Origin of the sequence: Photobacterium carnosum (assembly GCF_021236965.1) — a bacterium.
Lineage (GTDB): Bacteria > Pseudomonadota > Gammaproteobacteria > Enterobacterales > Vibrionaceae > Photobacterium > Photobacterium carnosum.
Map to the genome: position 1 here is coordinate 33,675 of NZ_WMDN01000006.1, position 13,596 is coordinate 47,270.

At 37.0% G+C, this 13,596-nt stretch carries 12 protein-coding genes; 1 reads left to right on the forward strand and 11 read right to left on the reverse strand.

From position 1 onward, the window contains the following. Positions 1-14: 14 nt before the first annotated feature. The 5 genes from GLP24_RS07875 to vxrA all read right to left on the reverse strand — a co-directional run bounded on the left by GLP24_RS07875 (position 15) and on the right by vxrA (position 4,623). A complete protein-coding gene (locus GLP24_RS07875; RefSeq protein WP_101767799.1) occupies positions 15-200 on the reverse strand; it encodes a YoaH family protein in 186 nt (61 codons plus the stop codon). A gap of 84 nt (positions 201-284) precedes the next feature. Further along, on the reverse strand, positions 285-1,484 hold the full coding sequence (locus GLP24_RS07880; protein ID WP_328283793.1) for an NnrS family protein: 1,200 nt from the start codon (positions 1,482-1,484) through the stop codon (positions 285-287). A gap of 161 nt (positions 1,485-1,645) precedes the next feature. Then, positions 1,646-2,530 carry a DUF2861 family protein gene (locus GLP24_RS07885; RefSeq protein WP_101767798.1) on the reverse strand — a complete coding sequence of 295 codons (885 nt, stop codon included), beginning with the start codon at positions 2,528-2,530 and terminating at the stop codon, positions 1,646-1,648. Positions 2,531-2,549: 19 nt separating this feature from the next. Next, positions 2,550-3,209, reverse strand: a complete 660-nt coding sequence (locus GLP24_RS07890) for a response regulator transcription factor (RefSeq protein ID WP_101767797.1) — start codon at positions 3,207-3,209, stop codon at positions 2,550-2,552. Beyond that, the gene (gene vxrA, locus GLP24_RS07895) at positions 3,184-4,623 is read right to left on the reverse strand and encodes a sensor histidine kinase VxrA (RefSeq protein WP_101767796.1); all 1,440 of its coding nucleotides are present in this window, start codon (positions 4,621-4,623) and stop codon (positions 3,184-3,186) included. Before vxrA ends, GLP24_RS07890 begins: the two co-directional genes overlap by 26 nt. Before the next feature lie 426 nt (positions 4,624-5,049). On the opposite strand from vxrA, the gene GLP24_RS07900 reads away from it, so the two are divergent. After that, the gene (locus GLP24_RS07900) at positions 5,050-6,549 is read left to right on the forward strand and encodes an SIR2 family protein (RefSeq protein ID WP_232612978.1); all 1,500 of its coding nucleotides are present in this window, start codon (positions 5,050-5,052) and stop codon (positions 6,547-6,549) included. Between the two features lie 421 nt (positions 6,550-6,970). Here the strand turns inward: GLP24_RS07900 and pntB are convergent, their stop codons facing one another. The 6 genes from pntB to GLP24_RS07930 form a co-directional block, all read right to left on the reverse strand. Then, on the reverse strand, positions 6,971-8,347 hold the full coding sequence (gene pntB / locus GLP24_RS07905; protein ID WP_232601420.1) for a Re/Si-specific NAD(P)(+) transhydrogenase subunit beta: 1,377 nt from the start codon (positions 8,345-8,347) through the stop codon (positions 6,971-6,973). A gap of 10 nt (positions 8,348-8,357) precedes the next feature. Next, complete coding sequence (locus GLP24_RS07910; protein WP_232575748.1) at positions 8,358-9,911, reverse strand: Re/Si-specific NAD(P)(+) transhydrogenase subunit alpha; 1,554 nt, start codon at positions 9,909-9,911, stop codon at positions 8,358-8,360. A 373-nt stretch (positions 9,912-10,284) separates the two neighbouring features. After that, positions 10,285-10,563, reverse strand: coding sequence for an HlyU family transcriptional regulator (locus tag GLP24_RS07915; protein ID WP_101767792.1), 279 nt, complete (start codon positions 10,561-10,563; stop codon positions 10,285-10,287). 286 nt (positions 10,564-10,849) lie between these two features. Next, positions 10,850-11,044, reverse strand: coding sequence for a hypothetical protein (locus tag GLP24_RS07920; protein WP_101767791.1), 195 nt, complete (start codon positions 11,042-11,044; stop codon positions 10,850-10,852). A gap of 118 nt (positions 11,045-11,162) precedes the next feature. Next, entirely contained in the window at positions 11,163-12,914 is a 1,752-nt protein-coding gene (locus GLP24_RS07925) for a bifunctional metallophosphatase/5'-nucleotidase (protein ID WP_152653538.1), read from the reverse strand. A 228-nt stretch (positions 12,915-13,142) separates the two neighbouring features. Next, positions 13,143-13,538, reverse strand: a complete 396-nt coding sequence (locus GLP24_RS07930) for a VOC family protein (protein ID WP_101767789.1) — start codon at positions 13,536-13,538, stop codon at positions 13,143-13,145. Between the last annotated feature and the right edge of the window lie 58 nt (positions 13,539-13,596).

Consider the following 13,596-nt stretch of genomic DNA (forward strand, 5'->3'; position numbering starts at 1 on the left):
ATGATAACTTAGTTTTATTCTTCTTCATCCGCAGAGAATTCGCCAGCATCCTGACGACGCTTCATATCCGCTTCACGAATCTCATGAGCAACAATCATGATAGCTTCACCGCTACTAATACCTGTAGCCATAAGATCATGAATACGCTCTGCAGCTACTTGCTGTTCTGAGTGCGTTAATGTCGGCGTGTGATTATACATATCATTCTTCTTAACTTCGTAAACGGGTAGGTATTCTAGGAGTAAAGTGAAACAATGTCACTGTTTATCCTTACTGAATACAGATTAACCAGGATGACCATCAGCACGAGCTTTTGTTAATATTGGAAAATAAACCACACTAAAAATAGTAAATGCAATTACCCATAAAACGGCTGAAATAACATATGCATCTACCGCCGCTATTGGCATTACAACCACTAATAATGTTCGCGCTAATAACGAACCAAATATGCTAACAAATGCGATCATCATCCAACGACCCACCTGTAATTTTCGTCCTGTATGTCCTAATGAAACACGTGCCATCATCGCAAGTATCATCGCGCCAATACCACCAATAGCAATGAGATGGATCCCAATAGCCGAGCTCATATTATGATCAATATAACTTCCACCAAGCCATGCTAAACCAATAATCATTGATAAATAAGCCCCATGTAGCGACCATAATAACGGTACTGTTTTTGTTTTATAACTACGCCAGCGACACAGACGCACTAAATTAGTCACAGCAGCAATAATATAGGTTGTCGCTAATACATTTGCTGAAACGGTAATAGGAAAAATAGTGAGTATTAGTAATATCCAAATAGGCACCAATGCGGCGTATTCAAGCATTGGAATGCGTGTGATCGTCGCAGTCTGTGTTCCTCGTGAGGTAAAGAATGGGATCACTCTTCCGCCCACAACTAATACTACCGCAGCAATAATAGTCAGTGTTGTTAATGCCGTTGCTTTTAAATCGTAAGGAATAACCTTGAGTACCATTAAATGATATTTAACATTGAGTAATGTAAACATAATTAAAACGGGTACAAAAAACAAATTGCGCCATTGTTTCACTCTAATAATGGGTATTGCTAAAAAAACAGTTGCAACAACAATCCAAGCACAATCAACGACCATCCATAAATAACTCGGTGTAGCAAAAATCAATCCTAACCGTGCAATAAGCCATAAACTAAATAGAAAGGCTAACTTGAACCCTTTTACTCCTGTTTGTCCGGTCCATGTTTGTACTGCCGTTAATAAAAATCCAACAATAACCGCACCTGTAAATCCAAATAACATTTCATGGCTATGCCACCATAACGGATTACCATACATAAATTGGCTAATGTGAGTATTACCAGACCAAAACAAACCCCATAATGCAATTGAAATCACAGCATAAATTGCTGCTCCGATAAAAAACGGACGAAATGCGAGTCGAAATAACGGTGGGATTTTTTCTTCTTGTGCTCGATCTATAATTTGCATCATACTACCTCACTGTAAACATGCATAAATTATACATGTTTACAGTGCTATTTCTATCTTTTCTCTAATTAGTTTTATTTATCTGAATTTAAAGGAAAAAAATGACCATTACATGATTTAACCAGTAAAAGTTAAATGTAATAGCCATTTAGTTATGAATTATCTTAATCATCATCGCCAATATAATCGACTGGACGAGTAATACGTTGAATATCTAAAATCGAGATTTCACCTTGCCAACGCGTCTTTACCATACCAACACTGAGCCAATAACGCCCCTCAGGAACGTTTAATTTAGGCAATGTTGTTGGCCAATCAGAGTCAGACTCTTGACTCCAAATAGAATGCCATGTTGTATCATTAAGATCATATAACTTTATATTTAATGTTGGAGACGGGCAATTACCATTATTTTTTTCAATATTACTAATACGCCACGTTTTACTGTCTTTCCAGCTAATTTCTTGTTTATCTGCAGGTGTTGTTAAAACAATCCAGTCAACCCAAGCGGGTTTATTCTCAGCAGTAATTGATAGTTTATACAGCCCAGCAGAAACAGGTTCATTTAAACGCTTTGTTTTAACAGAAAAAAAACCACCATCATCAATAGATGGAGCACCTTGCAATAACGGTTTATTAGGCCATTTCGTCAGGCTAATATTCGTAATATCACTGCGAGTAAGACCAACAACAGAAATTTTTAATAATTGTTGATTCAGGTTCTGCTCAACTTGACGTTCAATTGATAATTTCGGTAACCAAACAGGTAAAACTTTACGCTCAAGGCTATGCCCACAATCTTCACTGATGGCTAAATTAAGTAATTGATCAAGATTATTAGCTTGTACGCTATTAGGGGATTGTTGCCATGCTTGAATTATCGTTTGAAAAACAGCAGCTGTATTATCTTCAAGTAATTCTTTATGCGCCATCGTATAAAGATCTTGCGATACAAACCAATCAGATGATGCAAATGCACTCGACGAAAATAACGTCGAATGCACTAACAATAATCCCATAAGCCAGCGTTTTTGCTTGTTTATTCTCATGGAATACGGTACCTAAACCTTATGGCTTCATTCGATATCCAACACCACGTAATGTTTCAATCTCAATATCAGGCAATTTTTGACGTAATTGCAAAATATGAGTATCAACAGTACGCGTTGTTGGGTAGTGATTGTAACCCCACACTTGATCTAACAATTCATCACGAGTAAATACACGACCAGCATTTTTAGCTAAAAATGCCAGTAATTCAAACTCAGTGCGTGTCAAGGTTACACTATCACTGCCATGAAAAACTTCGCGGCTTTCTTGATTAATCGTAATATTACCCACTGAGATAATATTAATAGCGGCCATATCACCATCTTCACCGCGTAAATGTACTCGAACACGAGCCAATAACTCTTCTTCAGCAAATGGCTTCGTTAAATAGTCTTTTGCGCCAGAATCTAACCCGATCACTTTGTCGTTAATTGAAACCATCGCTGTTAATAAAATAACAGGAACATATTTCTTTTTTAACCAACCTGATAAATAATCAAGTGAATCACCTTCCGGTAATTGGCGATCAAGTACAACAAGATCGGCATCTCGCCATAAAGCAGCAACTTTAGTCGCACAATCTGCATATAAGCAATTGTATCCAGCTTGCTTTAAGCAGTCGAGTAAACCATCAGCAAGGTTCCGGTCATCTTCAACCAGTAGCAGAGTTTGATTCACACGGAATCTCCAAAATAAATGTTGTAGGTGGACCAATGAGTTTCATTCGCCCTCCCATTCTATGAATCATCGATTCAACAATTGTTAAACCAAGACCTAAGCCTTGAGAACTAACAAAGGGTTTTCTTAAACGAGACCAATCTTTTGCACTAAGTTGCCCTTCATCTTGAACAACCAGCGTCAAAATCCCATTTTTATACGATGACGATAAACTAACTGGCATTACGCCATATTTATGAGCATTGGATAGTAAGTTATCAATACAAGTACCTAGCCAATAAATATTAACCAAAACACTTCTATCTTCTTCTGGTTTTAATATAACATCATATTTTTCAGTAATATAACCTAGCCATTCATTTAGTGACTCAACATTTTGAACGCTTAACTGTTGTTGATTCGCTTGAAGATAATCTTTACTCGCTTCGGCTAATTGACGTAACCGACGAGAATCATCCGTTAAACGACGAAATTCATCATATAAACCTTCAGGTAATTCATCAAAATGGCGTCGAAAACCTTCAACCGTCATAGCTAAACTAGCAATAGGTGTTCGTAATTCATGGGTTAATATTTGTAATACTAACATCCGCTCTTCCATCGTTCGACGACGGATCCGATATCGATAAATAATCCAGCTCAATAACAAACCAGCATTCATTACAAGTAAACCTATTAATAAATAATAAGTTACATGAGATTTATTATCTTCACGCCAACAAATATTACCATTTTTCGCTAAACAAAAATCATTTTGATCTAAATGTTTAAAATGTAATTGATAGCGATTAAGCATTTTTGTCCATGTTATCTTACCAAAAACACGATATTCATTACCATTACGAACCCAAAGTTCACTATTTGATATAAAGAATTGTGCGCCTGAAATAAATGCGTGTATCTCATCATTATTCATTCGCTGCAATCGACCTAAAATCGTCGTTGCGGCAACAATCGGACGTTCTTTTATATGTAAATATTTACTGTATTTTATCGCCATATTCGGATGTTTCTGAATATAACGATAGGCATAACTACCACCACCGGGATGAATATACCCTGAACGTACAAACCAACTCGATGGTAGCTTGGTTTTAAAACAAATAGCACGAGTAAATACAAGAGGTTGAGTCACTAGTGGAGATAATGGCCATGGCCCTTTACAGTTTAATGAATTATGGTACAACTGACGCAAGGCATTCAACGGGTATTCATTTGTTTGTGGCAATAATGTTTCAGGAACTAACAAAGGACCCGGATATAAGCTCTGAAGTTTACGGAAATCGTATGTTGCTAAAGGCTTATGTTTCAATAGTTCAGAACGAACTGCATTTAAACGTTCTGGAAATGTTTGAGCTTCTGCAAATGACGCAGCAGAAAAGAATAAAGAAAAGGCTAACACATACGTTTTCATGCTCGTAGCTTAACATTGTAGAACAGTGCTTTGTCAATAAAATGTCAGAGTGACAATCACTGGAATCGATAGTCTTTATCTATGACATTTAGATTAAAAATACATTGTATTGTTCATCGAAAAAAAAAGCCACTCAAGCTTGAGTGACCTTATTTATATTACTGATGTTTTTATAAATATTCAAGAATAGATAAGTATGATGCTTGGCATTGCCAAAAGTAAAATAGACTCACTCACCTTTTAAAATCAATGGGTCAGTAGAAACCATCATTATCAATCTTGTATCAACCACACGATTAAATCGATTGGTAGCTGCTTGCAGCCAACAAGATAACCATTTTAAACACCAATATACAAACTAGCGCTATGCAACTAATAGTTAGCGTATTATTCTACTAGCAAATCTCATTAATTTCAGAGGCTAACGTGGATATACACGAATTTATTGGACAGTATCGAAATCATCCAGTGCTTTTTATTGGTGCTGGCGTTAGTCTTCGATATTTGAATAACTCATACACATGGGATGGCTTACTCAAAAAAATTGCTATTGAGCTAACTGGCAACGGTGAATTCTATCTAGATATTAAGTCACAGTGCCAAGTTGATGGTAAGTACGACTTCACGATGGTTGCTTCTAAGCTTGAAAGTGCATTTAACCAATCATTAAGTGAAGATCGTAACGGTAAATTTAAAGCTGTGAATGACAAATTCTATCGAGAGATGGAAATTGAGAACAACTTGAGCCGCTTCAAAATCTATATCTCACAACTATTAGATACACTAGATTATCGTGAAGAAATGGCTGATGAAATTGCTGAGCTAAAGAAAATCCGTAAAAACATCGGTTCAGTTATCACAACTAATTATGACCGTTTGGTTGAGGATGTATTTGGTTTTCAGCCATTAGTGGGTAATGACATTTTATTAAGTAATCCATATGGTTCTGTGTACAAGATTCACGGATGCCATACTAATCCATCAAAAGTGATTATCACAACAGAGGATTATAGTAAATTCAACGATAAGTACGAGCTTATTCGTGCTCAACTGCTGTCTATCTTTATTCATAACCCAATAATTTTTCTGGGCTACGGTATCGGTGACGAGAACATTAAAAGCTTGTTAAAGACAATATTCACTTACGTTGAACACAATTCAGAAGACGCTGAACGAATTCGCAATAATTTTTTATTAGTTGAATACGAAGAAGGTTCAACTTCACATGTAATCTGCGAGCATGATATTGTTCTTGAAGGCTTTGCTACAATTCGAATTAACAAGGTTAAGACAGATGATTTCGTGGAAATATACGAAGCCCTTTCTAACCTAAATTTACCTGTTTCTGCAATGGATATTCGAAAAGTACAAAGTATTGTTAAAGAAATTTATTCAGGTGGCAGTATCAAAGTCAACATCACGGAAGACTTGGATTCACTTGATAATAACGCAAAGATTCTTGCCATCGGTTCAAGTAAAACAATTACTTACACTCATCAAGATGCTGCGGGTATGATGAGTAATTATTTTGACATCATCGACGAAGCGAACGTTCAGCTTTTAACATTAATAAACGAAATTAACATTGCTAGCACTCAATGGTTTCCAATCTTTGGATTTCATCACGTATGCCCTGATATCGCTAAAGCGCAGACACTGAAAGCACAACAGATCGCAAAGCTTGAAACATATCTTAGAACTTTGAATTCTAATGTTCAAAATACTCTAACACGCATCGCGGACATCATGGATGAAGAGAGTATCACTGGAGCTAATAAAATTAACGCAATTATCTGGTCTGTATGGTATGACCATTTAGACTTAAATGAAGTTGAATCCTTTTTGCTTGTAATGCCAGATAAGAAAAACACATATTATCGCCGCTTACTATGTGCGTATGATTTCAAGAAACACGGGACTGAATAACAATAAATGAAGGGAGAATATACTCTCCTTTCTTTTCTCTATGATACGCTAAAATTCTAGAACAGTTATTTTCTCGCTTACTTGATATGTCTAACTATATCAAGTAAATAACCATTATGACCTCAATCTCAATAAATCACTTACCATTAACCTAGTTGTGCAACTATTATTTTATACCACTGATTATATAAAACAGTTATAAAGCTCAACAACTGGTTTAATTTTTGCTTTAACAACTGACTTACCTCGTTTTTTTACTGGCTTGATATCATCAATAAAGTTAATTGTTATATCATCAAATACAGTATTACCGTTGATGTAACATCATTACTAAGATCTAGTAATCAGCATTATCAATAATTATAAAAAAAGGGCTCTGACTAATCAGAACCCTTTAATATCATCTAGTCAGTAAAACCCACTAAAGATGCTCTAAAATTTTAGAACAAGTTGCTTTCGCATCGCCAAACAGCATTTGGCTATTCTCTTTAAAGAACAATGGATTTTGTACTCCAGCATAACCAGTATTCATTGAACGTTTAAATACAATCACATTGGCTGCATTCCACACTTCAAGAACAGGCATTCCAGCAATTGGACTGTTTGGATCTTCCATCGCGGCTGGGTTTACAGTGTCATTAGCACCAATGACTAATACCACATCAGTTTTAGGGAAATCATCATTGATCTCATCCATCTCTAATACAATATCGTATGGTACTTTTGCTTCAGCAAGTAATACATTCATATGACCCGGTAAACGTCCAGCTACAGGATGGATACCAAAACGAACGTCAATACCTTGCGCACGTAACTTATCCGTGATCTCATGGACAGGATATTGAGCTTGTGCCACTGCCATACCGTATCCTGGAGTGATAATTACTGATCTTGCATCTTTCAATAATTCAGCCACTTCTTCTGCCGTTGTTTCACGGTATTCGCCATACTCTTCATCAGATACTGGCGCTGCACCATCTGAACCAAATCCTCCGGCAATAACACTGACAAAAGAACGGTTCATTGCTTTACACATGATGTAAGACAGAATAGCACCTGAAGAGCCTACTAATGCGCCCGTAACAATCAATAGATCATTCGCTAACATAAAGCCTGCCGCAGCTGCTGCCCAACCTGAGTATGAGTTCAGCATTGATACAACCACTGGCATATCTGCACCACCAATAGATGCAACCAAGTGATAACCAAATGCAAACGCAATCAAAGTCACTAAAATCAATGCAGCAAGAGAGCCTTCAGATTGTACAAACCACACTAACAATCCAGCTGACACAATCAATGCGACAAGATTAAGCTTATGACGATGTGGAAGCTTTAATGCTGATGATGACACTAGGCCACGTAGTTTAGCAAAAGCCACCAACGAACCAGTAAAGGTTACTGCACCGATGAATACGCCAAGGAAAACTTCCACTAAGTGAATGTTTAACAATGCGCCTTCTAGCGGCTGATGATGTAAAAATGTATTAAAACCAACCAGTACCGCTGCCATACCCACAAAACTGTGTAGCATTGCAACTAATTCAGGCATTTCAGTCATTTCTACTTTTTTAGCGTAGAAAATACCAATTGCGCCACCAATAATCATCGCCAAAATGATCCAAACTGTTGCTTGAGATTCTGGGCCAAAAATAGTGGCAATAAGCGCGATTGCCATACCCGCAATACCGAAATAGTTACCTTTTCGTGCGGTTTCTTGCTTGGATAATCCAGCAAGTGACATGATAAACAATACGGCAGCAACAATGTATGCCGCTTGTACGATTCCTGCAGACATGTATTACTCCTTATTTATCTTTACGGAACATTTCTAGCATCCGTTTAGTGACAGTAAAACCACCAAAAATATTGATACTAGCAATGAGAACAGCAACAAAAGCCAACACGGAAACGATTCCTGAGCCTTGTCCTATTTGGAGTAATGCACCAACAATGATGATGCCTGAAATCGCATTAGTTACTGACATTAATGGTGTATGTAAAGAATGGCTAACATTCCATACCACGTAATAACCAACAACACATGACAATATAAACACAGTAAAGTGAGCGAGGAACTCAGGCGGAGAGTAATGACCAACCCATGCAAATAATGCAATACCAGCAGCCATCATGCCGTATTTCTTAAGCGGTGACATTGGCTCCGCTTTTTTAAGCTGTACTTTTTCAACCATTTTGGGTTGCTGCTTAACAGCAGACACTTTAATGGGCGGTGCAGGCCATGTAATTTCACCCGCTTTGATCACCGTTAAACCACGTAAAACTTCATCATCAAAGTTAATATCAATATTGCCGTCTTTTTCTTTGCACAGCAGTTTTAATAAATTAACTAAGTTAGTACCGTAAAGTTGCGAGGCTTGTGTCGGTAAACGCCCCACCATATCGGTATAACCAATGATTTTAACGCCATTCGCGGTTGTGATAACTTTGTTTGCTTCGGTATAAGCGCAGTTACCGCCATTAGCAGCAGCTAGATCAACAATCACACTGCCAGACTTCATCGAATCAACCATTTCTTTGGTGATCAATTTAGGCGCAGGGCGACCAGGAATTAACGCAGTAGTAATAATGATATCAACATCTTTTGCTTGCTCAGCATATAAACGCTCAGCCGCTTGGTTGAATTCATTCGACATTTCTTTGGCGTAACCATCACCCGTTGACGTATCTTCTTTAAAATCTACTTCAAGGAATTCAGCACCCATCGATTCAACTTGTTCTTTCACCTCAGGGCGAACATCAAACGAGCGAACAATAGCACCTAGACTACCCGCAGCACCGATAGCAGCAAGACCGGCAACACCTGCACCCGCAACTAAAACTTTAGCCGGTGGCACTTTACCTGCTGCGGTAATTTGCCCTGTAAAGAAGCGACCAAATTCATGGGCGGCTTCAATAACAGCACGATAACCAGCAATATTCGCCATTGAGCTTAATGCGTCTAAGGCTTGCGCACGTGAAATACGTGGCACTGAATCCATCGCCATCACATTAATATTTTTTGTGGCTAATTTTTCTAATAGCTCAGAATTTTGTGCTGGCCAAATAAAGCTCACTAAACTTGCGCCATCTTTGATCAGTTCAAACTCGTCAACACCCGTTGCAGGATTTACCTGCGGAGCATTCACTTTTAAAATAAGATCCGCTTGCCATACTGCTTCAGTCGTCGCTAATTCTGCACCAGCGGCTTCAAAAGCGGCATCATCAAAACTTGCTAATGCACCCGCTCCATGTTCAACAACAACGCTGAACCCCATTTTTAATAACTGCTCAACCGTTTTCGGTGTGGCAGCAACTCGCGTTTCATTCGCGAAAACCTCTTTTGGTACACCAATCTGCATTATTATTCCCTGAACATTGGCTATAGATAAATATTTTGTATCTAACCTTAAAAGCAATAGCAAGCCTTTTACAGTTAAACCCAAAAAATTACACAAATTTCATTCATAAATAACATTCATGTCATTTTATATTGAAATATAAGCACCTTTTCATCCGTGATAAAGAGGTTAAAAAACATGTATTACAAAATGTTAGTTATATTAACTAAATCAAAAAGTGACTCAGTTAATATTTTCATCAGTATTGATTAAAATATATTCAAAATCATCTTTCATTAACAAAGAAACAACACTTTGCTACCTATTTTTAGTGCTAAAAATAAGATACCCAGCAAACGGCATGATTGCAATGAAATATGTTGTATATGAGTATTTATTTGAACATTCGTTCACCCGTCTGATCAATAAACATTTGTGCTTTTTTTAGCATAAATGTTTCAGCATCAGCACGAGAGGGTAAAATATCAGAACGAATAAAATGATGAGTCTGCATCATTCCGTCAATTTCTTTACAAATACGCCCTGCAATACGAAACTGCCCACCTTCTGCTTGCGGCTCGGGATAAATCAAATATCCTTTATATTCAATCGGTTCAATTGTTACTGTTTCAGTCGCGTTTTTTTTACCAAAAAGCCAAGAAAATAATCCCATCATTACTCCATTTTTTATTTATACACTCGTTATTGCGAATTTTTTGTTACGATATCATAACAATACATTGATAAGTTTCTTTAATACCAACAAGATTAATACTATATGCTTTTCTTGTTATGGGAAATTGCTTTATAAACAAGATAGGTAAGACATCACTAAGATAAATAGCCGTTGTTATCAGATCATAATTTCAATCATACTGGATGCCGTTATTACAGGTACAAAAAAACCAGCACATTGGCTGGTTTTTTCCTCTTATCGGTAGACTTATATCTTAATTATATTAGCGATAAAGACCGATATCTTTTTGAATATGTAACGGTAAATCAGAGATATTACATACTGCTAGTTTTGAAGCAGAACGACTAAATAAAATATCACGGGCATGAACTAGCAGGCCTTTTAACGTCAATGCGTACGTTTTTTGATCATTCATTACTGATGTTGGAATCGAATCAAAATCAAATGCCTGTGCCATACTGCCTCTTCGGATTAAGCCGTTACTAATAAGATTTTCTGTATAATAACGTAACGGTGACCATCCTGAATAATGACATTATTTAGCTATTAGGATTAGATAATCTAATCCTAATTGATCAGTTTTTATGGCTATCACATGGAATAAAGACGGTGAGATTTTCACTTGGTTTATTAAACTCACCATGCTGTTTTGCAAATGCCTCAAAAGCATCAGCCATCGTGACGTTTAATGCCTGAGGTTCTTTCACATAATCAAGTAACGGTGCATAACCTTCTTTCCCTGTGGCGGTATAACCTGATGATACTGAAGTGTAAACATCATCATCGTTTACAGCTAACCATTGTCCATTACGGTAATATTCTAATTTTTCAATCCGCTGACCGTTTGGAGCGCCACAACGATACACATAACGTAAATCGGCAACATAAGGAAAACTACCATCCCCCGTACCTTCAATATCATTATTTATAGCATTATTAATTGCACCTTCAAGTGCTTGACGAACACGTAATCCTTTTACGCTATACATCATAATACCAATAGCGAATGGCAATAATCGTCCAGCAATATCTGCTGGCGTTATCTCACCAGGATTAAATGAACATCTTACGCCACCAGCATTATGTATACCAAAATCAATATGATGACCTAATTCTCTCGCTTGCCAAACAAAGCTTTTTACAACCCATGGCGCTATATCACTTGATCCTTTTGCATCGGGCACTCGAATATGACGCAACGGCTCATTAATACGCGCTATTTTATCAGTTTGTAATGCTCGCACTGCTGGGCGGTAGTGTTGATTAAGAATATCTTCTATGTGTGGGTCTTTCATCACAAACCGAATATTGGGCTGATTCTGCAAATAATCACGAACTTTATTGTGGTTATCATAGTCAAGGTGTTGAGTTCGCCCAGCATCAATCGTAAATTTACGGCCAAGTAAAAGTTGATTACACCCAGTAGCACTTTCTACGCTGCCATCAGCATTAAATGCAATTGTTAGCTGACCAAGAGCCAGTGCATTACAGCCTGCTTGTACCACACAGGTATTATTAACCATCAATGCATAAGTATCAGTTTTGCCATAACCAATATTCGTAAAATCGCCTTGCATGGTATGAGAATGACCACCAATAATCGCCCCGATACCATTCACTTCTTGTGCTAATAATAAGTCTCGGTGATAACCTAAATGGCTTAAAACAACGACTTTATTAATACCTTTCGTTTTAAGAAGCGCAATTGTATTTTTAGCAACAGTAACAACATTATGAAACGACGTATCAGGATCAGGGCTTGCGATGCCTGCCATATTTTCAATCGCTAAACCGAAAATAGCGACAGGTTCACCGTGAACATTTTTAATCAAATATTTAGCGGATTGGTTTTCGTTATCATAAGCATAAATATTCGTTTTATTACGCAATGGATTACGCTTAGTTTGATCTTCTTGCGATAAATCCCAATTACCCGCTAATAATGGAAATGTTGTATGATCAAGAAAATCAGCAACAACATCATTACCTATATCAAGTTCATGATTACCCAATGCCATAGCTTCAATACCAATAGCATTCAGTAATACCGCATTAGCGATACCTTTATAAAGCGAAAAATACAATGTTCCTTGAAAACAATCTCCCGCATGCACAAACATAAATTCACGTTTATTAAGTAAAGCGTCATGCTTTACATCCGTAACCGCAGAACAAATACGTGAAAAACCACCACAACTAGCATAAACCGATGTTTCAGTATTTAAGACATCAGGTGAGAGTGATAAAGAAATCGCAGAAGGCTCAAAATTAGAGTGTGTATCATTAATATGAGCAAAAGTGATTGTTGCTGCGTGATTAACAGTCATAAAAATTTCAGTTCCTCCAGAACCATCGGGATCAACTAACGACTGATTTATAACGCTCACTGCATTACAAAAATAAAGATCGCCATTAAATAAGAAACAAGATTACATAAAACGACATAAAAATGAGATCTCTACTAAAATATACTCTTTTTTCAATACAATTACTGAGTGAAGATCTCATTAACACGTTAACGCTCCCCCACTCAGTAAATATCATGCTATTAGATATTATTGATAACGACCATGGCGTTGTAAAAATTCAATTTTATAACCATCAGGATCTTGAACAAAGAAAAATTTAGCCAAGAGTACCCCTTCACGGAAAAACTCTTTAATCTCTGCTGGGTTATATTGAAGTGCTACTAACTTTTGATATTCAGCTTCAAGATCATCAACAGCAATCGCAATATGTCCATAACCTGTACCATGCGTATAAGGTTCTGTCGTTCCTTTATTCCATGTTAATTCAAGTTCCATGTCATTTTCGTCATTACGTAAATACACTAAACTAAAACCATCAAAATCAAGTCGCTCCGCAATCTCTAAATTTAATGCTTGTTTATAAAATTTCAATGATGCGTCAAGATCAATAACACGAATCATAGAATGAATAATTTTAGCCATTGGATCATCCTTTATAATTGTTTTCGTTAAATATTCATGTTCGGTATAGTAACTTTTT